At 61.8% G+C, this 26,575-nt stretch carries 26 protein-coding genes and 2 pseudogenes; 18 read left to right on the top strand and 10 right to left on the bottom strand.

Translation table 11 applies throughout. The annotated features are described in order from the left end of the window. The first annotated feature begins 54 nt into the window (after positions 1-54). The 5 genes from B5525_RS38525 (at position 55) to B5525_RS38505 (ending at position 6,973) form a co-directional block, all read left to right on the top strand. A complete protein-coding gene (locus B5525_RS38525) occupies positions 55-1,134 on the top strand; it encodes a sugar ABC transporter substrate-binding protein (RefSeq protein WP_079571328.1) in 1,080 nt (359 codons plus the stop codon). 73 nt (positions 1,135-1,207) lie between these two features. Beyond that, a complete protein-coding gene (locus tag B5525_RS38520) occupies positions 1,208-3,355 on the top strand; it encodes an ABC transporter permease (RefSeq protein WP_244567725.1) in 2,148 nt (715 codons plus the stop codon). Positions 3,356-3,436: 81 nt separating this feature from the next. After that, positions 3,437-4,480: an SMP-30/gluconolactonase/LRE family protein gene (locus B5525_RS38515; protein WP_172900058.1), complete on the top strand. Its 1,044-nt coding sequence runs from the start codon at positions 3,437-3,439 to the stop codon at positions 4,478-4,480. After that, positions 4,477-6,033 carry a sugar ABC transporter ATP-binding protein gene (locus B5525_RS38510; protein WP_079571324.1) on the top strand — a complete coding sequence of 519 codons (1,557 nt, stop codon included), beginning with the start codon at positions 4,477-4,479 and terminating at the stop codon, positions 6,031-6,033. Before B5525_RS38515 ends, B5525_RS38510 begins: the two co-directional genes overlap by 4 nt. 274 nt (positions 6,034-6,307) lie before the next feature. Continuing rightward, positions 6,308-6,973 (top strand): hypothetical protein, encoded by a 666-nt coding sequence (locus tag B5525_RS38505; RefSeq protein WP_079571323.1) that lies wholly within the window; start codon positions 6,308-6,310, stop codon positions 6,971-6,973. 129 nt (positions 6,974-7,102) lie between these two features. On the opposite strand, the pseudogene B5525_RS46935 reads toward B5525_RS38505, so the two are convergent. Both B5525_RS46935 and B5525_RS38495 read right to left on the bottom strand, forming a co-directional pair. Then, positions 7,103-7,460 (bottom strand): annotated as a pseudogene (locus B5525_RS46935) (hypothetical protein). A 128-nt stretch (positions 7,461-7,588) separates the two neighbouring features. Further along, positions 7,589-8,239, bottom strand: a complete 651-nt coding sequence (locus tag B5525_RS38495) for a glutathione S-transferase family protein (protein WP_079571321.1) — start codon at positions 8,237-8,239, stop codon at positions 7,589-7,591. Between the two features lie 375 nt (positions 8,240-8,614). On the opposite strand from B5525_RS38495, the gene B5525_RS38490 reads away from it, so the two are divergent. Both B5525_RS38490 and B5525_RS38485 read left to right on the top strand, forming a co-directional pair. Further along, a complete protein-coding gene (locus tag B5525_RS38490; RefSeq protein ID WP_079571320.1) occupies positions 8,615-9,028 on the top strand; it encodes a YybH family protein in 414 nt (137 codons plus the stop codon). A 457-nt stretch (positions 9,029-9,485) separates the two neighbouring features. Continuing rightward, a complete protein-coding gene (locus B5525_RS38485; protein ID WP_079571318.1) occupies positions 9,486-9,782 on the top strand; it encodes an HU family DNA-binding protein in 297 nt (98 codons plus the stop codon). A 322-nt stretch (positions 9,783-10,104) separates the two neighbouring features. Here B5525_RS38485 and B5525_RS45690 read toward each other — a convergent pair whose 3' ends face one another. From B5525_RS45690 to B5525_RS38460, 5 genes and pseudogenes are all read right to left on the bottom strand, one after another. Further along, entirely contained in the window at positions 10,105-10,281 is a 177-nt protein-coding gene (locus B5525_RS45690) for a hypothetical protein (protein WP_172900057.1), read from the bottom strand. Between the two features lie 52 nt (positions 10,282-10,333). After that, a complete protein-coding gene (locus tag B5525_RS38480; RefSeq protein ID WP_079571317.1) occupies positions 10,334-10,555 on the bottom strand; it encodes a hypothetical protein in 222 nt (73 codons plus the stop codon). A gap of 1,099 nt (positions 10,556-11,654) precedes the next feature. Next, positions 11,655-12,605, bottom strand: a pseudogene (gene ftsZ / locus B5525_RS38470) (cell division protein FtsZ); the annotation flags it as partial. A 46-nt stretch (positions 12,606-12,651) separates the two neighbouring features. Continuing rightward, the gene (locus B5525_RS38465) at positions 12,652-13,155 is read right to left on the bottom strand and encodes a hypothetical protein (protein ID WP_079571313.1); all 504 of its coding nucleotides are present in this window, start codon (positions 13,153-13,155) and stop codon (positions 12,652-12,654) included. Between the two features lie 432 nt (positions 13,156-13,587). Beyond that, complete coding sequence (locus tag B5525_RS38460; protein ID WP_079571312.1) at positions 13,588-14,007, bottom strand: DoxX family protein; 420 nt, start codon at positions 14,005-14,007, stop codon at positions 13,588-13,590. 136 nt (positions 14,008-14,143) lie between these two features. On the opposite strand from B5525_RS38460, the gene B5525_RS38455 reads away from it, so the two are divergent. The 5 genes from B5525_RS38455 (at position 14,144) to B5525_RS38435 (ending at position 18,795) form a co-directional block, all read left to right on the top strand. Next, the gene (locus tag B5525_RS38455) at positions 14,144-15,952 is read left to right on the top strand and encodes a CocE/NonD family hydrolase (protein WP_154073706.1); all 1,809 of its coding nucleotides are present in this window, start codon (positions 14,144-14,146) and stop codon (positions 15,950-15,952) included. A 27-nt stretch (positions 15,953-15,979) separates the two neighbouring features. Beyond that, complete coding sequence (locus B5525_RS38450; RefSeq protein ID WP_079571309.1) at positions 15,980-16,768, top strand: enoyl-CoA hydratase/isomerase family protein; 789 nt, start codon at positions 15,980-15,982, stop codon at positions 16,766-16,768. Between the two features lie 103 nt (positions 16,769-16,871). Then, entirely contained in the window at positions 16,872-17,582 is a 711-nt protein-coding gene (locus B5525_RS38445) for a TetR/AcrR family transcriptional regulator (RefSeq protein ID WP_079571308.1), read from the top strand. A 424-nt stretch (positions 17,583-18,006) separates the two neighbouring features. Then, complete coding sequence (locus tag B5525_RS38440; RefSeq protein ID WP_079571306.1) at positions 18,007-18,456, top strand: twin-arginine translocation pathway signal; 450 nt, start codon at positions 18,007-18,009, stop codon at positions 18,454-18,456. Between the two features lie 93 nt (positions 18,457-18,549). Further along, positions 18,550-18,795 carry a hypothetical protein gene (locus tag B5525_RS38435; RefSeq protein WP_154073705.1) on the top strand — a complete coding sequence of 82 codons (246 nt, stop codon included), beginning with the start codon at positions 18,550-18,552 and terminating at the stop codon, positions 18,793-18,795. A 724-nt stretch (positions 18,796-19,519) separates the two neighbouring features. On the opposite strand, the gene B5525_RS38430 is transcribed toward B5525_RS38435, so the two are convergent. Continuing rightward, a complete protein-coding gene (locus B5525_RS38430) occupies positions 19,520-20,722 on the bottom strand; it encodes an FAD-dependent monooxygenase (RefSeq protein ID WP_079571303.1) in 1,203 nt (400 codons plus the stop codon). A 7-nt stretch (positions 20,723-20,729) separates the two neighbouring features. Further along, positions 20,730-20,975: a zinc-finger domain-containing protein gene (locus B5525_RS38425; protein WP_079571302.1), complete on the bottom strand. Its 246-nt coding sequence runs from the start codon at positions 20,973-20,975 to the stop codon at positions 20,730-20,732. Between the two features lie 232 nt (positions 20,976-21,207). On the opposite strand from B5525_RS38425, the gene B5525_RS38420 reads away from it, so the two are divergent. The 4 genes from B5525_RS38420 to B5525_RS38405 all read left to right on the top strand — a co-directional run bounded on the left by B5525_RS38420 (position 21,208) and on the right by B5525_RS38405 (position 24,733). After that, positions 21,208-22,344: a hypothetical protein gene (locus tag B5525_RS38420; protein ID WP_079571301.1), complete on the top strand. Its 1,137-nt coding sequence runs from the start codon at positions 21,208-21,210 to the stop codon at positions 22,342-22,344. 199 nt (positions 22,345-22,543) lie between these two features. After that, positions 22,544-23,296, top strand: a complete 753-nt coding sequence (locus B5525_RS38415) for an alpha/beta fold hydrolase (RefSeq protein WP_079571300.1) — start codon at positions 22,544-22,546, stop codon at positions 23,294-23,296. A gap of 225 nt (positions 23,297-23,521) precedes the next feature. Then, entirely contained in the window at positions 23,522-24,349 is an 828-nt protein-coding gene (gene cysE / locus B5525_RS38410; protein WP_079571298.1) for a serine O-acetyltransferase, read from the top strand. A gap of 165 nt (positions 24,350-24,514) precedes the next feature. Next, a complete protein-coding gene (locus B5525_RS38405) occupies positions 24,515-24,733 on the top strand; it encodes a DUF3126 family protein (RefSeq protein ID WP_079574355.1) in 219 nt (72 codons plus the stop codon). Between the two features lie 13 nt (positions 24,734-24,746). On the opposite strand, the gene B5525_RS38400 is transcribed toward B5525_RS38405, so the two are convergent. Further along, complete coding sequence (locus tag B5525_RS38400) at positions 24,747-25,463, bottom strand: hypothetical protein (protein WP_079571297.1); 717 nt, start codon at positions 25,461-25,463, stop codon at positions 24,747-24,749. A gap of 203 nt (positions 25,464-25,666) precedes the next feature. On the opposite strand from B5525_RS38400, the gene B5525_RS38390 reads away from it, so the two are divergent. Both B5525_RS38390 and B5525_RS38385 read left to right on the top strand, forming a co-directional pair. Next, positions 25,667-25,996 carry a DUF6949 family protein gene (locus tag B5525_RS38390; protein ID WP_079574354.1) on the top strand — a complete coding sequence of 110 codons (330 nt, stop codon included), beginning with the start codon at positions 25,667-25,669 and terminating at the stop codon, positions 25,994-25,996. 48 nt (positions 25,997-26,044) lie between these two features. Next, positions 26,045-26,575, top strand: a complete 531-nt coding sequence (locus B5525_RS38385) for a gamma carbonic anhydrase family protein (protein WP_079571294.1) — start codon at positions 26,045-26,047, stop codon at positions 26,573-26,575.

The following is a 26,575-nucleotide window of genomic DNA, read 5'->3' as shown; positions in this document are numbered from 1 at the left end:
CCCGGGAGTCAAGCAAGCCATCACTAATAACAAACAAGAGGGAGGACGACGACAATGTTGCAGAAATCATTCATGACGAAGGCGGCCTTGACACTTGCCGGCTTCGCGCTGGTGGCGGGGGCGCCCTTTATCGCGCTCGCGCAAGAGGAAGGTGGCACGAAGACGGCGCATGAGCTTCGAACCGGCTACAATAAGGCTGTCGAAGGCAAGACCATCGCCTTCCTGCCGATCGCGCTCGGTGTGCCATTGCAGGACGAATGGGAGCGCGTGGTGCGGACCGAAGCGGCCTGGCGCGGCATGAAGTATGTGGTGCGAGACCCCAACAATAATCCGTCGGCAATGCAACAGGCGCTGACCGCCCTGGTCAATGACAAGCCGGATGTGCTGATCGTGCAGAACCCGAGCGTCACGCTGCTGATGAAGGAGCTGAAGCGGGCCGAGGCCCAGGGCACTCATGTCATCCAGGTGAACATGTCCTCCAACTACAAGTCGGACGCCTTCGTCGGCGCGGACTGGTATGAGGTCGGCCGTCTGCTGGCCGAGGACGTTGTCAAGGAATGTGGCGCCGGCAGCGGCAAGTCAGGCAAGGTCTCGATCGTGCAGGGCGAGCTCACCGCCGCAGCCAGCGTTGATCAGATCGGCGGCATCATGGACACCTTCAAGAAGGATCCTTCGATCAAGGTCGTCTCGAACCAGGCAGCGAACTGGGATGCAAATGCCGCGCTCAACATTACCTCGACAGTGATCCAGCAGAACCCCGACCTCTGCGCCAGCATCGGCTTTTGGGGCATCATGGAATCAGGAGCGTCTCAGGCGATCCGTAACGCGGGCAAGATCGATCAGGTAAAGGTTTATGCCTCGGGCGAGGGCTCGCAGCTCGATTGCGACCAGGTCAACCAGGGGAACTTCTACAAGTTCCTGAGCTACAAGGCGACCGAGCAGGGCCACGACCTGGTTTCCGCCGCCGTCACCTTGCTGGAAGACAACCAGAAGCCGGGTGGCAAGCACTATTCGTACTACACGCAGCCGATCTGGCTCGACAAGAGCAACGCCAGTGGCGGCAATTGTTTCGCCCTGCCGAAGACGGCAGCAACCTCGCCGGTGCCGATGGCGCCAACGACCGACAAGAAGTAGCAAGGTTGATCGCGACTCCCGCCGCGCGGCGGCAGTCGCCCACCGGGAGTCGGGAGTTGCAGGGAGCGAGTTGATGTCGGCCAACACCATGGGCACCAGCTTCGGCACGCGGTTGCGCGCCAGCCTGTCGCCGCGGCTCCTGCTCTCGGAACTGCTGCTGAAGCAGTGGTTCGAGCCGGTGATCCCCTTCACCTTGATGATCGCGTTGCTGCTTTGGTTCTCCGCGACGATTCCCAACTACGCCGGACTAGAGAATTTGCTTTCGCTGATGCGGCTCTACGCCGAGTTCGGCTTCGTCGCCAGCGGTATGGCGTTCTGCCTGATCACCGGCGGCATTGATCTCAGCGTCGGCGCCATTTTCGCGCTCTGCAACTTCACCGCCCTGTTCCTGCTCAACGTCGCCGAGCTGCCGGTTCCGCTGGTCATCCTCGGCACGATGGCGGTCGGCGCGGCAGTCGGCGGCATCAACGGCCTGCTGATCGGCTATCTCAAGGCGCGCCCGTTTCTCACCACCCTGGTGACGCTGATCATCCTGCGCGCCTCGGTCAACATCCTGAACGAGAAATTCGCCACCGTCTTCGCCACCAACTCGGTCGACAGCGATGCCTGGGACTACCTCGGCGAAGGCTATGCGCTCGGCGTTCCCATCAATGCCGCGACGCTTATTGTCGTGCTGATCATCGGACACATCTTTCTCAGCCGCTCGCGCTACGGCTGGCACCTGACCGCCATTGGAGCCAGCCGCAAGGCGGCGCGCCACGCCGGCATTCCGGTCGAACGCATGCTGCTCTTCACCTATGCGCTGTCGGGCATGCTCTGCGCGATCGGCGGCGTCTTCTATGCCGCGCGCCAGAACAGCACGGATTCGACCACCGGCTATCTCTGGGAATTCCAGGCCCTGACCGCCGTCATCCTGGGCGGCGTCTCGCTTGCCGGCGGCAAGGGCACCATCTGGCGCGCCATGCTCGGCGGCGTCATCACCTTCGTCCTCACCAACGGCCTGGTCCGCATGGGCATCCCGGGCTACATCACCTCGGGGATCATCGGCATCATCCTGCTCGCGGCCGTCGGCATCGACGTCAAGTGGGCGAAGAACCGCGGCAAGGCAATCCAGAAGATTTACGTCAACCCGGCGGCTGTGCCCCTTGTCGACTCGCCCTCGCTGGAGCGCGGCAGCAACACGCCCTTTGCCCAGAATGACCGGCTGATCAACGCTGAAGCCATCGGCCTCAACCAGGTGGAGGGTCCCGAGGACGTCATTCTCGATCGGCACGACCGGCTCTACGGCAGCACCCGCGACGGCAACATCATTCGTTTCTCCGGCCCGAACTTCGAGCAGCGCGATGTCTTCGCCCATATCGGCGGACGGCCGCTCGGCATGCAGTTCGACCAGGACGAGAACCTCATCGTCGCCGTTGCCGGCATGGGCGTCTACGGCATCAAGCCGGACGGCACACTGTTCAAGGTGACCGACGAGACCAACCGCACCTGGTACAAGCTGAACGACGACAGCCGGTTGCGGATGGCGGACGATCTCGACATAGCGCCCGACGGCAAGATCTATTTCAGCGATTGCACCACGCGCTACGAGATGACGACCAATTCTCTCGACATCATGGAAGGGCGGCCGAATGGCCGTCTCGTCGTCTACGATCCCGCCACCAAGAAGACCTGGACGGTGATTAATCATTTCTACTTCCCGAACGGCATCTGCGTGTCGCACGACGGCAAGTCGGTGCTGATCGCCAGCACCTCGCTATGCCAGGTCTTCCGCTACTGGCTGGAAGGGCCGCGCAAGGGTGAACTGGAGGTCATCCTCGATAAGCTGCCCGGCAATTGCGACAACATCAACCGCGCCTCCGACGGCAACTACTGGCTGGCGCTGGTCGGCATCCGCACGCCGGTCTTCGATCTCGCCATGAAGAAGCCGGGCTTCCGGCTGCGCATGGTGAAGCAGGTGCCGACCGACGAATGGCTGGCGCCGGGGCTAAACCATGGCTGCGTGCTGAAATTCACAGAAAGCGGCGAGGTGCTGGAATCCTACTGGGATCCCACCGGCATCTCCCATTCGACCTTGACCTCGATGCGCGAGCACAAGGGGTATCTTTATCTCGGCGGGCTCGAGAACAACCGGATCGGTCGCATCAAGCTCGACAACGTGGACCCGACTTGGACCGGATATGAGGCCTATTGGGGTAATAAGCGACGGGACCGGGCATAGATCATGGGCGCCTTCACCTATTTCCTGCGTGATCTCGAGCAGATCCTGTTTCCAAACCGGGATCAGCATGCAATTCCGGCGATGGACGGCGGCTATACCCCGAACGATCGGTTGGACGCGCTCAGCCCGATCGGGGCGCCGATTCCAGGGGCCGACGATATCGCCGAAGGCGGCGACGGCGCGATCTATGTCTCTGCGGGCAAGCAGGTGCTGCGTCTAGCCGGTGCCAGGTACGAGGCGCGCTCTGTCTTCGCCGAGTTCGACGGCGCGGCAGGTGGTCTGGTCTTTCACCCCGATGGGCGCCTGCTGGTCTGCGTCACCGGCCGCGGCTTGGCCGCGGTCGACGCTGGCGGCCGACAGTCCTGGCTCAATCAGGTCGAAGACCAGCCGCTGCAATGCCTCACCAGCGTTGCCGTCGCGACCGACGGCAACATCTTCATGACCGACGGCAGCAGTCGGCACGTGCGCGAGGATTGGGTGCGCGATCTCATGGAGAAGAACCACCTCGGCCGTTTGGTCGCGTGCGGCGCAGGGCTCGACGGCGCGAAGAGCCTGTTGCGTGATCTGTATTATCCGCACGGGGTCGCCATTGCGGCCGACGGCAAGACGCTCTGGTTTACCGAAAGCTGGAAGCACCAGATCAGCCGCGCCGCCATTTCCGGCCACGACATCGCGGCGCCGCAAACGGTCATCGGCAACGTGCCGGGATATCCGACGCGGCTCGGATATTGCGCGGGGGGCGGGTTCTGGCTCAGCGTCTTCGCCGTGCGCACGCATCTGGTCGAGTTCGTGCTACGCGAGGACGATTTCCGCCAAGAGATGATGGAGACTATCCCGCCCGGCCTCTGGATCTCGCCCGCGCTCGCTACCAGCGGTCATTGCCACGAGCCGATGCAGTTCGGCTCGATCAAGGCGCTTGGGATCGAGAAGCCCTGGGCGCCGCCGCGCTCCTACGGGCTGCTGGCCCGCATCGATCAGGAAGGCGAAGCGGTGGAAAGCCTGCATAGCCGGGTCGGCGGGCGGCATCACGGCATCACCGCCGCGCGCGACACGGCGCAGGGCTTGGTGATTGTGTCGAGGGGCAGCGGTCGCGTGCTGCTGGATCGTTCGGGAGGCGGTGTATGAGCGAGACGCTGACAACGACGAGACTAGCGACCGCCGCACCATCGGCCGCTGTGCAACCGGTGCTACAGGTCGTCGGCGGCAGCAAGATTTACGGCGGCGTGCACGCCATCGAAGCGATCAATTTCGACCTTTATGCCGGCGAAGTGCATGCGCTGGTCGGCGAGAATGGCGCTGGCAAATCGACCCTCTGCAAGGCCATTGCCGGCGCCATCAAGCTGACGTCGGGCGAGTATTACGTCGACGGCAAGCCGATCAATTTCGAGCGGCCGCGCGATGCGCTCGCTGCGGGCATCTGCATGGTCTATCAGGAGACCAGCCTGGTGCCGACCATGACCGCGGCGCAGAACATCGAGCTCGGTAACGAGAAGCTCATCACCAGCTTCAAGAAGCTGAACATCCAGGCGCAGCAGCTGCTGCAGTCGCTGAACTTCCACATCGATCCGGCGACACCGATCGGGTTGCTCGGCACCGCCAAGCGGCAGATGGTCGAGATCGCCCGCGCAGTGTACAACGACGCCCGCATCATTATCTTCGATGAGCCGACGGCGAGCCTGACGCCAGAAGAGATCGTCCACTTTTTCAACCTGGTCCGCGACCTGCGCGCCCGCGGCGTCGCCATCATCTACATCTCGCACGCGCTCGAGGAAAGCTTGCAGATTTCCGACCGCATCACGGTGCTGCGGGACGGTAAGCTGGTGATTACCGCCAAGACCGCGGAAATGACGCGGGAAAAGCTGGTGCGCCACATGGTCGGCCGCGACATCACGCAGACCTATTATGCGCACAAGGAAGGCCACGCCGAACGCCGGCGCCAGCGGCGCGAGAAGGTACTAACGGTGGAAAACGTCACCATGGGAACCATGGTCAAGAACATGTCGTTTTCGGTCTATGCCGGCGAGGTCGTCGGCATCGCCGGCTTAATCGGCTCCGGCCGCACCGAGATCGCCAAGATCATCTTTGGCGCCTTGAAGCGGAACCTGATCAACGGCGGCACCATCAAGCTGCGCGGTCGGCCGATTCGCTACCGCGTGCCGAAAGAGGCGATCAACGACGGCATCACCTACATCACCGAGGACCGAAAACTTAACGGCTTCTTCGAGACCATGGTAGTCGACGACAACGTCTATATCGGCAAGCTCGCCACCAAGGCGGGCTGGCGCTTCCTGCTATCTGGCCTGATGCGGAACAAGCTTGCCAGCTATTGGGTGCAGCGGCTGAAGATCAGCGCGCTGCAGCGCAAGGCGAAGATCGTCGAGCTCTCCGGCGGCAACCAGCAGAAGGTCGTCATCGCCAAGTCGCTGGTGCAAGATCCCTCGATCGTCATCTTCGACGAGCCGACGCGTGGCGTCGACGTCGGCACCATCCCGGAGATTCATGCGCAGATCCGGGCGCTGGCCGACGAGGGCAAGGCGGTGGTGGTGATCTCGTCCTACCTGCCGGAGGTGCTGAGCATCTCGGACCGCATCCTGGTGGCGCGCCTAGGGCGCATCGTGGCCGAGTTCGACGCTGCCGCGGCAACCGAGGAAAAGATCATGTACGCCGCGATTCATTGAGGGGCCCTGCTTATATTCTCTCCTAGTTGCGGCAAACCGTCAGCAGTCCTGCGCCCGCCAGCTGGTGCGGGAACCAGCCTCATGGCGACATACCATGGCCCCGCCATTGATCAGGAAAGATGATGTGGGAATTCGATGGTGCTTATCGTTGCACTTGCGTGCGACGATCTCACAATCGCCTTGGCACTGCTGCGCTCCTGCCTCGCTTCCGTCAAGCTGTGACGGCCTCTTCCGATAATAATTAGCGGCGACGAACCGCCGGTGGAGGTATCCAATGCATTACTCGCAAAGCCCACCTCTTGCAGAGAAGGAGTGGCTGACGGCCGAAGTGCGTGATCTAGATGCCATGCCCGATCAGCGCATTGGCAGACGGCCCATGAAGCCGTCGATCGATCCTTCTCGCTCCTCGAGCGACGATAGGGTCTCCAGCGGCAAGGTCTCCAGCGGCCGGCCATCGTTTGGCAGCCGAGTATTCCGCACCCTTACCCGCTTTCTTATTGCGGTTCTCATCGGTGTCGGCGGCACGCTTGCCTGGCAGTCCCACAGTGATGCAGCAAGAGAGATGGTGGTATCCCGCGTTCCGACGCTGGCCTGGTTGCTATCGGTTTCGACGACGAAGTCGCCAGCCGCGGCTGTAATTGTCCCTGACCCGGTGCAGCAGCTTCAGCCCTTGGCGTCCAATCTCGATGTCGTGCGGCGCAGTGTAGACCAACTCGCCGCGAAGCAAGAACAAATGGTTCAGAACATTGCAGCACTGCAGGCTGTCGAGGAAGACATCAGACAGAAGATGTCATCACCGCCTCCGCCCGCCTCCCAGCAGGCGGTCTCGATCCCGCCGCCGCATAAGCCGCCGCAGCCCCGGGCGCAGTCATCGGCTGTGCAATCACCGTCGGCACCTCGACCGCCGGCTCCTGCCGGATCGCTCGTACCCTCGCGCTGATGGCTGAGATTGCTGCGGAATGTTCAGCACGGGATCACGCCGAGATCTTCCACGCGAAGTGCCCTCGTTACCCATGCGCAGCACGATCTGATCGTGTAACGCTCTGAGGCTCGGCCGAAATCCCGGAGTTCAGTTCTCCGGCGGGGGGTGCCGCGGCTGCGTCAGCTGCAGCAGCGTGGCGGGCGGTCGGCGGCCGGCCTTTACATATTCGCTGCATCGGAGCCTGCTGGCCGGGTGGTGGACGAACGGCGTCGGCCGATGAGACAGGGCCGCGAGGTCAACATCGCGCGCCCGCCTTGCAGCGCGAACATTCGATATCGAGCCACGGATAGGCGCCATTGATAGCCCGGTCGACAGTCGGCGATGGATCGATCGGCTCGCGGTCCGCCCACATCCGCTCGTTCCTGCTCTCGCAGAGCAGTTTGTCTGCTTGCCTGATGGGCGCATCTCCCCTGGCACGGGCTTCCGCAGATTGCGCGGACGGGATCGTCGTCGCGTAAGACCGGTGTTGGCCGAAGGGGACGTTCGCTTGTCTCCTGCGCCATGCTTGTGGCTCTCGTTTGCTAATTCGTCCCTTGCCGTGCCGCGCAAGATTCCGGTTGCTTGCGGCCCTCATCAGCCGGTCGATGCGGCGGTGAAAACCGCCAATTGAGCATCGAAGGCCCGCCTGAAGGCCGGTCGCGCTTCGCCGCGAGCGACATAGGCCGAGAGATTCGGATATTCGTTCAGTATCCTCGATCCGTTCAACCTGCGCAGCACCGCCACCATCAGAAGGTCACCGGCGCTAAACGCACCATCGAGCCAGTCGGCATCACCCAGGCGATCGGAAAGTTCGCCCAGCCGGTCACGGATGCGATCCTCGACGATAGGCAGGCGCTGCTTGTGCCAGGTCTCGTCGCGCTCCAGGAGCGTGGCGATTTCCCGATCAACGATCGGCGGCTCCAGCGTGCTAAGCGCGGCAAACATCCACGTGATCGCGCGCGCCCGGGCATTCGCATCGTCTGGCAACAGGCCAACATGGCGCTCCGCGATATGGAACACGATCGCCCCCGACTCGAATAGGGCGAGATCGCCTACTTCATAGGTCGGAATTTGCCCGAAAGGATGAAGCGCACGATGCACGGGTTCCTTCATCTCGCTGAACGAAACAAGACGAACGTCGTAAGGTTGGCCCACTTCTTCGAGCGCCCAACGAACACGCATGTCACGTGCCTGTCCCTTGCCGCGGTCGGGCGACCGTTCAAAGGCTGTGATGGTGGGGGTCATTTGAAGGCTCGGGGTGATTGCATGACGCTGTCGAGAGTGATGTGTGTGATTACGACGATTGTTCTCATGGTTAGGTATTCGGTTCTTACGCGTTGCATCCAGAGGACGAACGAGCCGCGCGGCTCCCGACAACGTACCTCGTTTTCTTTGGCCATGGGATTTCGCGCTCCGAACCTTCTGCGCGCGGCCGTTACCGGCGAATGACCTGAAACCCTTCCGTCAGCGAAGGTCCCAAAATGGCGCAAAGGCAACGGCCAAGCGCCAAATGGCCTAAATTCCCTAAACAGGCGCTGTGAACGTCACTGGCTTGCACAGACGGGTTGTCGGATTTGCCAGCCTTCGTTCGTCCTAGGGTGGCAACAGCGAGTCCAAACCATGCCTGAACAGGCCAACGCCGAAGAAGCTAGGATCAAAGCCCTTCTCGAGGGCTGGGCGGACGCTGTCCGCCGGCACGATCTTCCCGCCATTCTTGCGCACCACGAGGGGGACATGGTGATGTTCGACTTGCCGCCGCCACTTCAATGCAAGGGCATCGAAGCCTACGAACAGACCTGGGATCTGTTTTTCCGTTACCACAAGCCCGGTGCGGCCTTCGACTTTCGGGAACTCGCCGTTACCGCGGGCGCGGACGTCGCCTTCGCGGTCGCCATTATGTGGTGCGGCCCTGACTCGTCCAGCAATCCCATAGACAAGGACGGCTTTCTGTTCCGACTGACTGTGGGCCTGCGCAAGGTCGATGGCGACTGGCGCATCGCGCACGAGCATCACTCCGTGCCTGCTACGGACTGAGTCTGTCGGCAGAATCCGTCCACCGTGTCGGTTCATTGGGCGCTGAGAGACCAGAACTCGCCGGCTGGTCAATGTCGGCTTACGGGCCGGATTTGCATGTCAGCTGTGGCGCGCAACCGACCACCGGCATGATGCCGGTGGCCGACGATTAGAGCTCGATCTGCTCAGCGATATTTAAAGCGTCATGCACCTCAATCCCCAGATGCCGGACTGTGCTCTCGCTTCCAAACAGAATTCTCGACCAAGCACTGCTGGTACATAGAAGCCAAGGTAAGGAACACACGCCGAGCTGCTCCTTGCGTTTTAGGCTGCGATAGGTTTTAAGCCCGGTGACTTCATCGCCATAGGCATGAACGAGAACCGAACTGCGTGGCTTTGCCGCGTTTCAAACAGAGCGACGCACCCAGCGTGGTTCATGCGCTTTAAATTGTCCTGAGCCTCTACAAAGGAATCCATCATGGCCAAGATGACCAAGAATCAGCTGATAGATGCAATTGCAACGGAAACGCAGGTTTCCAAAGAAGACGTAAAGGCCGTCATCGAGCAGATGGCGACTGTGGGCTATAAAGAACTGAATGAATCCGGCGAGTTCGTCATTCCTGGCTTTGCCAAAATGTCGGTCGTGAACAAGCCTGCTACTGAAGCCCGCAGCGGCGTAAATCCATTCACGAAAGAGCCCATGGAGTTCGCGGCCAAGCCAGCCAGCAAGTCGGTCAGGGCGTCACCCCTAAAGGTTGCCAAAGACGCTGTTTGAAGCGGACGGCTTGGTTGCGGCTGTTCGTTGGTAAGACCTGTGGGTAAATCCATCACACCCTAGACAGGCACCTCCACCTGCACACTATGCGCCACGAGACGGAATCTCTGGAGGGCCTGGAGGGACAGTCTCGCAAAGGCCATGCGGTGTAATGCCCGCGTGGCCTTTTGTTTTTTATTGTCTCGCGGACGGCCACTTCTGGCGCGGAGCGGACATTCGGCAAACGGCTGGCGTCGGCCAAGTGCCGATAGTGTTTGCAACACTCTTTTTGGATCACTGAAGACAAATTGTCCAGGCTGCAGGCGGCGATAATCGTGCGGGACTAATCTTCGTCCGGCTCGCGCACGACCGGCGGTTCGTCGACGGACTCCTCTTCCTCTTCGTCCTCGTCCTCATCGTCTTCATCAGGATCTCGGGGCGGCATCGTGTTGCCCATAATCACGAAGGGACTCCAGTCAATCAATCTGGTCGATGATTCCTCGGGAATGAGTGGGGTCATGTTGTTGCTCCTCGGGCGTGCACCCTGGGGGAGGCCGCCAACAGAGGCGGCCTTACCGGATGCGTAGTTCTGCGACTGCCAGAGCCGAAAGCTGCGCCGCGTCATGGACCCCAGTCTGCGCGATCTTGATGATTCGCTTCGCGATCATTTCCGTTAGAGGGTCGTCGCGATCCTTGACGCAGAGGGCATGCAACGCTTGCTCGTATGCCTCTGTGATGCGCCTAATCTCTTCCGGCTCCAAGGCAGAGTTCTTTAATAGGCGATAGATAGCCATTTCTAATTGAACTTATCTTGGTGCGTGTAGCCCGAGGCCGGCCACTTCGTCATATGAGAAGCTGTCTCGGCTCGGCGGGCTTTGCGAAGCAGGAGGTCGCGCTCAACGCCCGGCGGGGTACCTTGAGCCTGCTTGCGTAACTGCGTTGCTTCCTTGGCAAGGCTTTCTTCAAGGGAGGCAGTTCGTGTGAAACTGCGATGCTCTGGCATACGCAGCTCCATCCATTTGAGGATTGGCGGGAGCGCGATCGGCGTTCTCATCACCGACAGCTGCCACGCGACCGGGCGGTGATGACAAAGTGTGCGCCCTGATCGTGAGAAGCGCCAGAACTTTCAATATTAACTTTCTGCCGGAATCAAGTTAGGCGCACTAGGCTAGTGTCATTCCGGCTTCCTCGCTGGACGTTCAATAAGTTCGTAAGTGGGAACGTGGGTAGTTTCCCGCCACGATTCGAGAGCAGCTCCGCAGACCGTGCAGACCGCGTCACCCGTATGCGGTACCAAGAACTTCTCTTCAGTGCGTCTGTACTCGGCGCCGCAATTGCACTGCACAATTGTCGCCATCCCCGGAATATGCGCTTCGGACGGTCGATTTTCCAGCTCGGAACTCTGCCACAATCGAACTAACCCACTAGCCGCACGGCAGCGGTTCCAGACGAAAAATCCCCTTCGAACTCAGCTTATACCGATCGGCGATTGTCACCTGGTGAATCTCTTAGAAGCGGTCGCAGAGGGTTCGGTGAAGTCGCGTGCCATTGGAGGCGAGTTACTTTGGTTCTTGCGACGGCTCAGTTGGCCTTGCGGCGCAGGAAGGCCGGGATATCGAGAACGGTTTCCTCGATCGAATTGTGCACAGGAGAGGAGCGGCCGTACGGATCGAGGCCCTGCGGAGCCGCATGGCGCGCATATTCCGAAAGTGGCTTTTCCAGTCGCGCTTCGGGGTGGCGGGCCATCGGGCGAAGCGGCGGACTCTCAAATTGCGGCAGCGGTGCACTACGTTCGATCCCGTCGGTGATGCGACGGCTGTCGCTGCGCAGCCTGCCGGCGAGTTCTGTGAGTGAGCTCTCCGCTGCTTGCGTCTCGCGCGCCGGGTCGAGATTATCGATGCCGGTCGCCACTACCGAAACGCGGACAATACCTTCCAGGCTTTCATCGAAAGACGCGCCGACAATGATGTTGGCGTCCGGGTCGGCCTCTTCGCGAATGCGGGTAGCAGCTTCGTCGACCTCGAATAACATCAGGTCCTTGCCGCCGGTGATGGAGATTATGAGGCCACTGGCGCGCTTGATCGAGGGGTTCTCGATCAATGGATTGGAAATCGCGGCCACAGCGGCGGTGAGCACACGCTTCTCGCCAGAAGCCTCGCCCCTGCCCATCATGGCCTTGCCCTTCTCGCGCATTACGGCGAGAACATCGGCGAAATCGAGATTGATCAGACCTTCCTTGACTATAAGGTCACTGATGCAGGCCACACCCGAATAAAGCACCTGATCGGCCAGGGCGAAGGCATCGGCGAATGTGGTCCTCTCATTGGCCACCCGGAACAGGTTTTGATTTGGGATGATGAGCAGCGTGTCCACCACCTTCAGCAGTTCCGCGATGCCGGCTTCGGCAAAGCGCATGCGGCGTTGGCCCTCGAAGTGGAATGGCTTGGTGATTACACCGATGGTGAGAATACCAAGCTCACGCGCGGTCTTGGCGATAATGGGCGCCGCCCCGGTGCCGGTGCCGCCGCCCATGCCGGCAGTAACGAACACCATGTGTGCGCCCGTCAAATGATCGCGGATCACATTGATTGCCTCTTCGGCTGCGGCGCGCCCTACTTCGGGCTGCGAGCCGGCGCCAAGGCCTCCGGTTACCTGGGTGCCCATCTGGATGATGCGCTTGGCCTTCGACGTGGCGAGCGCCTGTGCATCGGTATTGGCGACGATGAAGTCGACGCCTTGCAGCCCGGAAGTGATCATGTTGTTGACGGCATTGCCGCCGGCGCCACCGACCCCAAACACGATAATGCGCGCCTTCATCTCGCGAATATCGGTGATGTTGGACATTTTTGCCTCATGATTGCTCCGGCAAGCTGGGAAACGACACGGATTGCTACCTACAAGCCTTGCGGTCTGCTTCCACGATAGTCGCGGCTAGATGTCCCAGTCGGCGTGCGGCTTGTCCGTGGCTGTCGATCGAGCCGCCGGCTCGGCCACCGGTCCGCAGAGCCGCGACCTCACCTTCAAGCCGTGCCGCCGCCTCCTTGGCTGCCATCGTCTCTGCAGTCGCCTGCAACAGCTCAACCGTCACGCGATCGGCGCGCTCACGCTCGCGCCCAAAATCTGCTCTGTGATCGGCCGCCCTTGCTTCAAGCCACGCGATCTCCGCCTGCAACGCCTCGATCTTTGCCGCTAATAGGGCGACGTTGCCTGCCTGGCGACCAACTGGTGGACGGGGCGTATGCCGTATTTCAGCGAGATCAACGCTCACCAGGGCTTTGCCGTCATCCGAAAGTGAGCGCGGCAACTGGAGGCGCTTGGCAAGCGAACGAGCGGCCGCTGGCGAGATGTTCAGGCGGGCACCCAGAGCGGCATATGTCAGGGTCTCAACGGACATCGCTGTTCTCCCAAAACGAACCTGGCGGTAATCGGCTTATGATGACCGGGCGATAACCACAGGCTGGGCTGCGTTGGTTAATAGACTGTTAACGGGCGAGCGGCGATCTGCCATTTGAGCCTGCAGCGGCCGAGATGCTCAGACCATCTGACTTCGCCTCGGAGGCGCCGGCACCGTGGGGCTTGGCGTGCCAATCTGTGTAGTCCGTTCTACGCCAGCCGGTCGGCACAGGAATGTTCTATCTTCCAAATCTCGCTTCGTTCCGGCCGGTTGATGCCGAAGGTGAGATCGTGTTTTCCAAAAAAAGGTGAGAGTTTTCAGGAGTCGCAAGGCATTTAAGTCCCTTGCGTCTATCAGTTCCGCCACGTCCACCTTATTGATTTTGCATAGCTTTTTCGTCACAGGTCGGCAAACGTTTTCCTCCGGCGCGTGTTAAGCGGTCGCACTTGCTACTTTTTTGGGATCGCGCGCTCTGTGCGCGTCCAGACTGTAGCGTCCGGCTCCAAAATGCGCGATTTGCAAAAGCCCGCCGATGATCATGATGTTCTTGAGAAAATGGATCATCTGGTTTTGGTCTGCGAAGTTGTTGTGAAAGAAGATCGCGGTCGCCAGAGTGAACGCCGCAAGACCGGTTGCCACTCCCCGCGCACGAAAACCAAGAACCAGCAACAACCCACCGCCGACCTCGAAGGCGACGGCAATCGCCCAGCCGAGTGGAGCCAACGGCAAGCCCACACTGCCGATATAGGCTGTCGTCGCCCCATAGCTCGCGACTTTGCCGAGACCGCTCATGAGAAACGGCAGACCGATAAGTACGCGACCAAGCAGCGGCAGAAATCTTGTGCCTTCCATGTTCAGCTCTCCTCGTAGGGTTGAATGTGATTTCGTTTCAGGATGGCCGTCATGCGGCCTCGGCTCAATATTATACTTTACGAATGTAAAGTAAAGTGGCATAGTCCTGCCTCACTGCGTGGACGACAGTCGGTCGATGCTGCGCTCGCGACTGCAAAACGTCGGCGGTCAGCGCCGCAGAACGGGCGGAGACGAAGCGATGATCGAGGAGCGGGACATCAGTGTCGCGATGCGAGATGGTACGCGGCTCGCGGTAGACGTCTATCGACCCGATAAGCCTGGCAAATACCCCGTGCTCTATGCCGCGGCCTTGCATAACAAGGACATTCAGGGCCCTGACATCGCCGACATATTGCCGCCGCAACCGGCTCACGCGCCTCTCTGGTTTGGTCCGATAGAGGCGGGCGACACGCGGCGCTTCATCGCCAATGGCTATGTTCATGTGATCGCGCAGCCAAGGGGCTCTGCCAAGTCGGAAGGGCACTACGGCCACGAGGATACGGATCACTACGACCTGATCGAATGGATCACGCAACAATCGTGGTCAAACGGCAAGGTCGGGATGGTCGGCATCTCCGGTTATGCCGGCGAACAATGGCGCGCTGCCGCGCAGGGACATCCCGCGCTGAAAGCCATCTTTCCTTATGACGCGTGCAGTGCGTATGGCGGCATGTTCGGGTTCCGCGACTTCAATCCCGGCGGGGTTCTGCACACCTTTCCGTATCTGCTCGATGTCTTCAGCACGGTTCACGAGTCTCGCGACAGGCCCGGCGAGCTTCCGGCTGCAGAGGAAGAGCTCTGGCGCCTCGCCATGCGCAACCCGGATTACAAGCAGTACATCAACCTCTTCAACATTCTCACTCAAAAGGGGCAGCGCACGTTCATCATGTATCTCATGATGACGCACCCCTGGGAGTTCGACGGCGCGGTCGAGCGCACGGAAGAGATCTTCAAGAAAATCAAAATACCATTCTATACCGGCTCAGGAGCCTACGCTTACACTTACAAGCTCCATTGGTTGGGCGCTCAGCACTATTTTCAGAATGTTGATGCGCCAAAGAAGTTGCTGTTTACCGGGCCGGCTCACCTGGAGCGGCCGTTCCATCAACATCATGACGAGATCATCCGGTGGTATGACCATTGGCTGAAGGGGCGGAACACCGGCATCATGGACGAACCGCCGGTGCGCTACTGGCTCATGGGCGCTAACGAGTGGCGCACCGGCGCGGATTGGCCGCTGCCGGAGACGTTGTGGACAAAATATTATCTCTCCCATTGGGAGACACTGTCGACCGAGGCGCCGCGACCTGCCACGGAGCTTGGCGCTGCGGCGCGCGAGCCTGACGTCTTCACGCAGATGCCGGTGACGAGGACGACGAAAGTCGAGCGCCTGCGCTACATGACCGATCCCTTGCCGCATGATGTCACCGTCGCCGGCCCAATCACGCTGACGCTCTACGCGGCCATCGATCAGGACGACACCAATTGGATCATCGTGCTCAAGGACGTGGGGCCAGACGTTTCGGTTCGTACCGCGCGTGAGGGTGAGCGCGATGTCCCGTCGTCGTTGCCCGAGCGCGAACTGACGCGAGGCTGGCTGAAGGCATCCTATCGGGCACTCGACGAGAAGCGCTCGAAGCCCTGGGAGCCGTTCCACAAGCTCACGCGCGATTCAATCGCTCCCGTGAAACCGGGAGAAGTGGCCGAGTACCGCATACAGATCCTCGCCACCGCGAACCAATTCAAGGCGGGTCACCGGATCTGCCTCGATATCACATGCATGGATGTTCCGACCGGCACCGGAGCGATGACCAATGTCGAGTACATTCCGTACCACGTCTGCAGCAGTAAGACCGTAACCCACAAGATCTATCGAGATGCCGAGCGGCCATCGCATCTGCTGCTGCCGATCATACCTGAACCCACCGCTCAACGTCCGGCCTGACGTCGGCACAAAGGAGGAAAAATTACAATGACGACGATTCGATTTGAACGAGACGGCGCCATCGGAAACATTGTGCTGGCCGATCCCCCCTTCAACCGCGTCGACCTGCGCTTCGCGGAAACCTTGCGAGCCGCCGTGCACCAGGCCGGCGAAAGCGACATACGCGTGCTCGTGGTTCGCTCCGAGGGGCCGCACTTCAGCTTTGGCGGCGAGGTACGTGAATGGCCGGGAAAGGACGTCAACTGGTTCCGAACATTTGTCGCGGACGTGAACGTTTCTTATCGCGCCATCGAGATGCTGAAGATACCGACGGTGGCTGTGGTGCAGGGGATCGCCTTCGGTGGCGGTTTCGAGCTGGCGTTGGCGTGTGATTTTCTTGTCGCGGCCGAAAATGCGACCCTTCGCTGCGTCGAAGTTACGACCGCGATGCTGCCGATCGCCGGAGCCTTGCAGCGGATCGCCGAGCGCGCCGGTCGGGCTCGCGCATCGCGATTCGCCATGCTTGGTGAGCCGATTTCCGGACGCGAGGCCGGTGCGCTCGGAATTGCGACGCACGTGGTGCCTGAGAACGAACTCGCAGCGGCAGCCGCCACATTGACGCAGCAGTTGGCGAGCGGACCGACTAGGTCGTATGCCGCGACGCGCACGTTGCTCAAGGCCTGGTCGAGCGGAGGGGTAGCGGCTGCCGATCTCGTGATGCTCGATGTGGCGATGGAGCTATACAACGGCCCGGATGCGCAGCGCGGCTTTGCCAACACGGCAGAAGCCTTCAACAAGGATATCGAGCCGCCGACGTTGGTGTTTGAAGGACAATGAGCCGAACGCCTGAACGTCGGCGAGGACTGGTAGCCCAAGGGTTTGCAGATCAGCGCATTTCAGCACCTTGGCGTCTCCGCTGCAATCGTGTTAGCCAATAAAAATGGCGAAGACGGCGAAGGCGGCATCGACCGCGGGGCGGCGGCCTCCACGCAGGAGGGCAGAGCAGCAACGCTCGCTCGAGACGCGTGCCTCGATCCTGAACGCGGCGATAGCTGAATTCGCTGAGCGCGGATTCGAAGGGGCGAGCATTCGTGCGATTGCGGATCGGCTCGGTCTGCAGCATCCACTGATCACATACCACTATCGAAGCAAGGACATTCTCTGGCGCGCGGCGGCCGAGCATGCATTCGCGCAGATCAGGGCGGGTTGGGATAGCTCGGCGCCGGAAAATTCCGATCTGTCTCCGCTTGCCCGATTGCGGGAGGAATATGCCACGCTCTTCCGTTATACCGTCGCATTTCCCGAATTTCATCGGTTCATGCGGCAGGAAACGTTGACCAGCAACCCGCGGCTGAAGTGGGTCGCGGAAGCGGTATTGGCGCCGCTGCTCGGACGATTGATCCCTCAGATCGTCGCGGCTCAGAAGCAAGGATTGCTTCCCAAAGTCGATCCAATCCTCTTCCACTACATGATGGTCAGCCTTACCGCCACGCTCTCGGGGTTCGGACCCGAAATGCAAATTACGAGTGGACTATCGGCCGAAGATGCCAAGGTAACAGAAGCGTACTGGCGTCTGGTGGACGAAACGGTTTTTGGACTACGGGCGTGCGGGAAGCCTTCTGCTGGCAAGGAAGTGCGAGCGGACCAGTAACTACACCCCCGAGCGCAAGCAGCGTTTCGACTGTAAGGACCATCAGAGGCCCGCAAAAATGTTTTCCAAATCTCGCTTCGTTCCGGCAGGTTGATGCCAAGGGTGAGATCGTGTTTTCCAAAAAAGGTGAGAGTTTTCAGGAGTCGCAAGGCATTTTAAGTCCCTTGCGTCTACCAGTTCCGCCACGTCCGCTTTAGTCGCGAGATCAGCTACTTAGCGCGTTTCCTTCAGCATTGGAATTGGGTCGGGTTGAAAGAAAAGCGGGGTCCTTGGCTAGCGCATGAGCCGCCGAAATGTGAGCGGTTTGGCGCCAAGTTCATGCGTCCATACAGTATCTTGGGCACGCCGGCTCAGGCAAAGCCTCAATCCGGTCACGCGCGGCTGCTTTACGCAACCGCAAGATTGTCGGTTTAGCAAGGGGCGCATGATCGTTTGCATTTTCCAGGGCAGGGCACTGTCGCGCGCCGCCGCCGCGGCGGCGCTGCTCGCGGCTGGCGCCGGGCTCGCCGGCTGCGCCAGCATGGGCGACGGCATGTCGACCGCGTTCGCCGATCCCGCCAAATACCAGCTCTACGACTGCAAGCAGCTGGAGACCGAGCGCAAGAGCCTCGACACGCGCGCTGCGGAATTGGAGGGGCTAATCGAGAAGGCCCAGGGCGGCGTCGCAGGTCCCGTGGTGGCTGAGCTCGCCTATCGCAACGAAGCCATCTCGGTCCAGGGCCAACGGAAATTCGCCGAGGAGGCGTGGCGGCAGAACAAGTGCCGTCCATCGCCGCCAGCCACGGCGGCCGCCACACCGGCGGCGACCGCGGCTTCCATCGCCAGCGCGACGGGTGCGAAGCCTGCCAAGGGCGCGCCGCCGGTGCCGCGTTAGGGCAGCGCGGTGTATTAGCGATTAATCCGGCGAATCCCGCACGCCCGGGAGGCCGCGACAGGGGTTATCATGGTGATACAGTCCGAGGCAGGCATGAGGATGATCTCGGAGATTGAGCAACTGGTTGAGCGATTTGTTTCGGGAACGGATATGTCGATCGAGTCTGCGAATGAGATCGAGGTGGCCTTGGACGATCGCTTTCCGGACGATGACTACGTGCAGCAGACCGTAGAGATGCTCGCCATGTATCGGCCTGAAGGTGGAGAGTTCCTGTTCGACACCGGCGCGATGAGGCAACGGCTGATCGAAACGATGAAGCACCTGCAGAAGACCGCGTAGGCAGCGGGCACGTGGGAGTGTGCGTCCTGTGATCCGACCCGACGGGCAAATCACCGAAAACCTGTCCAGCCCCTTTGTGAAAAATATTCTGATTTTCAGAAGACCCAAATCACCTGTATAACCTTGCCCGTCCTGTCCCACAGAGGGGCGGCTCGAGATCGTCACGGACGCGGGACAGGATGCGGTGGACGCGAGCGGCGCCATAGACGAGGGCGCCTAACTCGCGGACGGCAAAATCGTGTGGTCCTGACGCCTCGACGCCGGCGTCAAGTTTGCGGATTCATTCGCAAGCGACGGTGACAAGAAAGCCCGATCGCCGGGGAGAGCGCGACATAAGCCGTAAAACCATTGCGCGGGGAATGCCGGACGTTTCCCGGTGTGACCTGACTAACGCGTGTGCGTTCTACCACACTCATTGCACGCGCGGCTATCGGGCGCATCGGACGCCCGGCATTCCCTGCGCCCTGATTGGAGAGGGCGGAACGAGCAAGCCAAACCTCGCGCGAAACAAGCGGCGAGACCGCGAAGGTGTGTCCCGGTTGTTATCATCCGCCAACGGGTCGGCGCGCCGCGCCGCCCGATGACAGGCTCCGGCGGACGATCCAGTATTCCAGAGACAGTGATGCATAGGCCGAGAAGCTACGGCGTACTGGATGCCCCGCCGGAGCCTGTCATCGGGCTCGCCGAAGGCGAGACCCGGTGGCGGGGCATGACAACCTGTAGCTCACACCCGCCACTGATAGATCCAGTCCTGTCGCGCCAGTATCTGTTTTGCGCCCATCGCCTTGATCGCGAGATCGCGCGCCAGCGCCATTGGTCCCGCGAGGTGATAGATCATGCCGTTGCGCCTTGCGGTGCGCTGGACCCGCGCCACGCGCGCGCGGCGCGCTTGCGCATAACGCTGCAGCGCGGCCGGGATGCCGGCGCCGTTGTCGCCCGCGGCTTCGCTGAGGCATTTGGCGAGCACCGCGGCATCCTCGATCGCCATGCCCGCACCTTGGGCGGCAAACGGCAGCATGGCGTGGGCGGCGTCGCCAAGCAGCGCAATCGCTCCTTTGGTCCATTCGTTGCCCTCGGGCAGCGTGAACAGCGCGAATTTCTTCCAGCCGTCGACGGCGCCGATCATCATCCGCGCCGGGCCCGGCCAGGTTGGCGAGCCGAAGATGTTCTTCAGTTCATTGCCGTCGGCGGGCGCACTCCAGCCCGGCCGGTTCCAGGTGCCCGGCACCACCGCCACCATGTTGATCTGGCGCGCGCCCGCGATCGGATAGGCGACCAGATGCGCGTTCGGCCCCATCCAGAGCTGCACCCTTCGCGAGGCATATTCGCGCGGCAGTTGGGTGGCCTCCAGCGTTCCGCGCCAGGCAATCAGCCCGGAGAATTGCGGCTGCAGGTGCGGAAACAGATGCTGGCGCACGCTCGACCAGATGCCGTCGGCGCCGATCAGCGCCAGCGCCAGATCCTGCTGGCGGCTCATGGCGGCGCGGCTGACCACCGTCAGTCCCTTGGCGTGGGTGGCGAGGTCCTCGAACTGGCAGCCGAGCCGCAATTCGATATCGTGATGTTCCCTGACTTTGGCCTGCAGCGCCGCCTGCAGATCGACGCGATGCACCACCCAATAGGGCGCGCCGGCGGCAGCCGTGGCGGCTTCGCCGAGCGGCAGCCGAATCACTTCGCCGCCGCTGCGCGCGCTCATCAGGCTGATGGCTTCAGGGGTGACGGCGCGCCCGGCGAGGGCGTCCCGCACGTCGAGATCGACCAGGATGCGGCTGGCATTGGGCGAGAGCTGCAGCCCGGCGCCGACTTCCTCGAGCCGTTCGGCCTTCTCCAGGATGACGACGCGAAAACCTTTTGCCGCGAGCGCCAGCGAGGCCGTCAATCCCCCGATCCCGGCACCAGCGATGAAGACCGTGCGTGACGCCGCCACCGCCCGCTCAGGCGGCTTTATCCTTCACGACGCATTCGGGCGGCCGTGCTTCGCCGGCCTTGAGGTCGACGGCATAACGGTACAGCGTCGAGCAATAGGGGCAGATGATCTCGTTGTCGTTGCCGAGATCGAGAAAAACATGCGGGTGATCGAAAGGCGGATTGGCGCCGACGCACATGAACTCCTGCGAGCCGATCTCGATCACGGAGACGCCGGCGTCGTTGTGAAAGTGCGGAACCACATGGTCGGACATAACATTCACCTTGGATGGCAATCGAGCCGGACATGAGCGACGCCACAGCGCGATTGAAACGCTGCGCACCATACTGGCGGGAACCGGTGATTCCTAGTGCCCCGAACGCTGATTTGCTCATGCAAATTCGACACAATATTGTCGTTCCCGAGAAGCCCTTCTTTCGTCGGGGACGTTGTGTCTTAAAAACGGCACACCATGTTGAGGCAAGCGGGAAAACCGGGTTTTCGGGATGAAATGGCTGCGCATCGGTTCGGCACTCACAGGTATGGCGGTGTGCGCGATCGCGTGCGTGCTGTTGTGGCCCCATGCCCGCGAGGCCGGCGCCATTCTGGCGGCGCAGGACGACCCTGCTGACCTCGCCGACCTCCAGCTCAATTCTACGCTGCGAAATAACCCGGGCATCGTCGCTGACAATATCGAGGCGGCGCTGGCCTCCGGCGACGCCGATCTGGCCGCAAGCTTTGCCGAGCTTGCGCGGGAGAAGAACGTTCCCTTGAGCGAAGAATTGTCGCGGCGGGTGAGCGATGCCGTGACGGAGGAAGGCTCCTCATCGCATTTTGCAAAGCGCTTTGCCTCGGGCCTCGTCACCGGCAATGCCGACGACGTCGCGAGCCTGTCGGGCACCGTTGCCGGCGACCTCTTCGTGTTCGGCGACATCCGCGATGTCGTGCGCGAAGGCAAGCACCTCGCCATGGGCGAGGACACCGATCGGCTGGTGCTGGGCCTCGCCGCCGCAGGCCTGGTGGTGACCGCTGCGACCTACGTCTCCGTCGGCGGCGTGGCGCCGGTACGCGCCGGCCTCACTTTGGTCAAGGACGCCCGCAAGGTCGGCCGGCTCGGCGAGGGGCTCACCGAATGGGCCGGCCGCTCCGCGCGCGAGGTGGTCGATGCGCCGATGCTGCAGAACGCCGTCGCGTCCGGCTCGGTGCTGCGGCCGGGCCAGACCATGACCGCGATCAGGGCCGCGTTTCGCGCCGAGAAAGCCGGCGCGCTGGTGCGCCTCGCCAAGGATGTCGGGCGCGTCGGCGAGAAGGCCGGCATGCGCGCCGCGCAGGACACGTTGAAGATCGCCGAGAACCCGCAGGACGTCGCGCGCGCCGCGCGGCTGGCGGAATCCAAGGGCGGCCAGACCCGCGCGTTCCTGAAAATCTTCGGCCGTGGCGCGCTGCTGCTGGCGGCCGGGGCCTTCAATCTCACGATGTGGGTGTTCGGCGCGCTGTTCGCGCTGTTCGGCCTGTTGTCGTCGATCAAGGCCACCACCGAACGGCTGACCCAGTCGTGGCTCAACGCCAGGAAGGCGCGGCGGCTGCGGCGGCAGATGGCCATGGCGCCGCCGGCAATGGCGATGTCAGCCGCGAGCGGCTAGGAACCGGATCATTGAATTTGATACTGAATCTACAGCGAGCTCATTTAACCTCTCTCAAAGGGAGAGGTCGGCTCGCAGTGTCGGGTGAGGGGTTAGAGTCTCACGATAGACCGTAACCCCTCACCCCGACCCTATCCCTGCGGGAGAGGGGGCGCACCTCCCGCGGAACCAGGATCCACGAACAATTACGGAATGATCGATGCCGAGTTTTCAAAACGGCGATGTTGAAATTGCCTATCTCGACGAAGGCGAGGGCGAGCCGATCGTGCTGGTGCACGGGTTTGCCTCAACCAAGAACGTCAACTGGGTTTATCCGACCTGGGTTTCCGAACTGAAGAAGAACGGCCGCCGCGTCATCGCGCTCGACAATCGCGGCCACGGCGATTCCGGCAAGCTCTACGATGCGGAAGCCTATTCGATTCCGACCATGGCCGGTGACGTCAGTGCGCTTATGGATCATCTCGACATCGCGCGCGCGGACGTCATGGGATATTCGCTCGGTGCGCGGATGACGGCCTGCCTGGCGCTGCGTGAGCCGCAGCGGCTGCGCTCGGCGATTTTCGGCGGCATCGGCATGGCCCTGATCGAGGGCGGCGGTCCCGGCGAAAACGTCGCGGCGGCGCTGGAGGCGGATTCGCTCGATGATGTCACCGATCCGGTGGGACGGACGTTTCGCGCGTTCGCGGACCAGACCCGTTCCGACCGCCGCGCGCTCGCCGCTTGCCTGCGCGGCACGCGACGGCTGATGACCAAAGAAGAAGCCGCTCGCATTGCCGTGCCGGTTCTGATCGCGGTCGGCACCTCGGACGAGATCGCGGGTTCCGCGCACGCGCTGGGCGAGATCATTCCGGACGCGCAAGTGCTCGACATTCCCAACCGCGACCACATGCGTGCGGTCGGCGACAAGGTCTACAAGACGGGGGTGCTGGAATTTTTGTCAGAGCGCGCGTAGCTGCTCCCGCCGGAAGGCTTGATTTCCCGGAATTTCCGACCACCTCTGGCTTTCGCCTTGCACGAGTCGGCAGCATATTTGTGAAGAAAATGTGCTACTTCAATGTGTTAGGCTACAATTTGGGCGAAGGCGGGCGTTCACTTTGTGGCGAAGGCGAGGGGACAGAAGTCCACCCGTCATGCTATAATCGGGCTCGGGAATTCGAAGAACTTGCGGGAGCAGCACATGGCCATGCATCAGATCAATCCGCAGGGTGCCAAACTGGCGGCACTCGATCCGATCTGGGATCGCGTGCGCGGCGAGGCGGAAGACATCGTTCGTCGCGAACCGGAGCTCGCCTCCTTCATCTATTCCACCGTGCTGCATCACGAGCGGCTGGAGGATTCGGTGGTGCACCGCATCGCCGAGCGTCTCGACCATTCGGCGCTATCGGGCGATCTGATCCGCCAGACCTTCGACGAGGCGCTGCGCGACGATCCCGATCTCGGCAATGCCTTCCGCGCCGATCTGGTGGCGGTCTACGACCGCGATCCCGCGACCTCGCGCTTCATCGATCCCTTGCTCTACTTCAAGGGCTTTCATGCGCTGCAGACCCATCGTCTGGCGCACTGGCTCTATCTCAAGGGCCGCAAGGATTTTGCCTGGTATCTGCAGAGCCGCTCGTCGGCGGTGTTCCAGACCGACATCAATCCCGCGGCGAAGATCGGTCGCGGCATCTTCCTCGACCACGCCACCGGCTTCGTGTGCGGCGAGACTGCGGTGATCGAAGACGACGTTTCGATCCTGCATGGCGTCACGCTCGGCGGCACCGGCAAGGAGAACGAGGACCGCCATCCCAAGATCCGCCGCGGCGTGCTGATCGGGGCGGGCGCGAAAATTCTCGGCAATATCGAGGTCGGCCATTGCGCCCGCATCGCCGCGGGTTCGGTGGTGGTCAAACCGGTGCCGCACAATGTGACGGTGGCCGGGGTTCCCGCCAAGATCGTCGGCGAGGCCGGTTGCGCCGAGCCGTCGCGCACCATGGATCAGATGCTCAACGCCATCGGACTCTGATGGCCCAGGGCGTATTCTGCCGAAATAGGATATGCGCGTTCCGCCCGCGACAGGCGCCGGAAAGAGTCCTCTGAAGCGTGGTTGCGATTTCTGCAAGTTAGGCTAGCGGTGCGCGTCGTCTCGTCCTAATACTCCCTCAAAACTCAGATCCGATTGGAGACTGCCGTGGACGTTCAGGAAGTCAGGAAGCTCGACGCTTATCTCAAGCGCGTGTTCGCTAATCCCAAGATCCGGGTCGTGCCGCGGCCCAAGAAAGACGATTCGGCCGAAGTCTATATCGGTGAGGAATTCATCGGCGTTCTGTTCGTCGATGACGAAGACGATGACCGCTCGTTCCAGTTCCAGATGGCGATCCTCGAGGACGATCTGGTCGAGCAGGGCTGAAGGCCGGCGACGTCTATCCGCCCGGCCCGTGCAGTTGCACCGCCAGGCGGTCCATCGCGTCGGCCACGTCGCGCCATTGCGCAAGCCAGCTTCGCGGAAATCGAAACGTCAGGTCGGCGCCGTCGATGCGGCGCTCGTTCAGGCACATTCCGGGAGTCTTGCGGTCGCGCGAGCAGCGCGCGGTGAGGCTAGGGGCGTCGGCTGCGAACAGATCTTCGCCGCTGTAGGGCGTGCCGTCGCGGAACGCGCGCAGTGCCAGTCCGTCCGCGGCGGGTGTCGATGCCTGATCGAGGTAGCGCGGATAGATGGTGTGCACGAGCGCATCCGGCGCCAGCGTGTCATGGTGCGCCGCGATAGATAGGAAGATCCGGTCGATCGGCTGTACCGCTTCCTCCGCGACAGCATCGGCGCTGACATGCTTCGGCGCATCGGCGGGCTCGAGCGAGGGATAGCTGAAGGAAAGATCGATGCGTTCCTGCGGCCCGGAGTGACGCTGGATTTTCATCCGGATCGCCGCGGCCGGCACGTTGAAGAGGGTGCCTCCGATACTGACCGGCAGCCGCACCGGGGCGCTTGATCCGTCCGCTCCCCAGGTTGGCCACAGCAAATAGGCCACCACCGCAATCGCGCCCACGGCGATCGTGCCGCCGAGCAGGACCGGAAGCAGATGGCCGTGTGAACGCCCGCGCGAACTGCGTGCGATGTGCTGGGCGGTCGATAAGAACGTCATGAACAAGGCACCCGGGAGCCGAATCAGTGCTGAATATGCCAGCGATATAGCGTTTCCGCACGATTTCACGCGGATTGCCTATGCCGCGAGCCATGCCCGGGCAGCGGTTCCGGGCGCCGCCGTTAACCCTTTCTTAAGGATGATGTGGCGGCGCCCGGTCGATTTTGCGAAGCAATAGTCCCCGTGTAGCGGAAGTCCCAGTGATGTCGCCGGAAGCGTTGAATTCCCTGTTCTCCCTCTGCATCGGCTTCGCACTGGCCGGCGCCCTGACCAGCGGCTACCAGGCGCTGGTGCGGCGCCCGGCGGGGTTCGGACTGCTCGGAGAGGGGGTGGCGCCGAAGACGTTCGCCGCGGTGCCGTTCCTGGTGTTCGCCGCACCCTTCATCATCATGCGCAACACGCTGCGCGGCGCAAAGATCGAGCGCCGCCGCCTTGAATTCGTGATGATGGCGACCGTGCTGGCTGGGTTCTGGAGCATGATGTCGGGCACGTTTTTCCTGATGACCCTGCGCGCCGCCGGACTGCTGGCCTGAACGATTTTGCTGTGCCAAAGTCTCCGCGAAACCGGAGATTTGCAAGATATGGCGATCTACGAACTCGACGGCCATGCGCCCGATCTCCCCGCCGACGGCAACTACTTCATCGCCGAGACCGCAACCGTGATCGGCAAGGTGCGCCTGCACCAATCCGCGAGCGTGTGGTTCGGCGCGGTGCTGCGCGGCGACAATGAGTGGATCGAGATCGGCGAAAATTCCAACGTGCAGGACAACTCGACCTGCCACACCGACATGGGTTATCCGCTGACGATCGGAAAGAATTGCACGGTCGGCCATAACGTCATCCTGCACGGCTGCACCCTCGAGGATGGCGCGCTGGTCGGGATGGGCTCGATCGTCATGAACGGCGCAAGGATCGGCCGCGGCAGCATCGTCGGCGCGGGCGCGGTCATCACCGAGGGCAAACAGTTTCCCGAGCACTCCTTGATCATCGGCGCGCCGGCGCGGGTGATCCGCGCGCTCGAACCCGCGCAGGTCGCGGCGATGGGAAGTGCGGCGAAGTTCTATGTCGCCAACGGGCCGCGATTTAAAAACGGCTTGAAGAAGATCGGCTGA

The sequence above is a fragment of the Bradyrhizobium erythrophlei genome (assembly GCF_900129505.1).
GTDB lineage: Bacteria > Pseudomonadota > Alphaproteobacteria > Rhizobiales > Xanthobacteraceae > Bradyrhizobium > Bradyrhizobium erythrophlei_D.
This window is presented reverse-complemented; position numbering and strand designations above follow the sequence as displayed.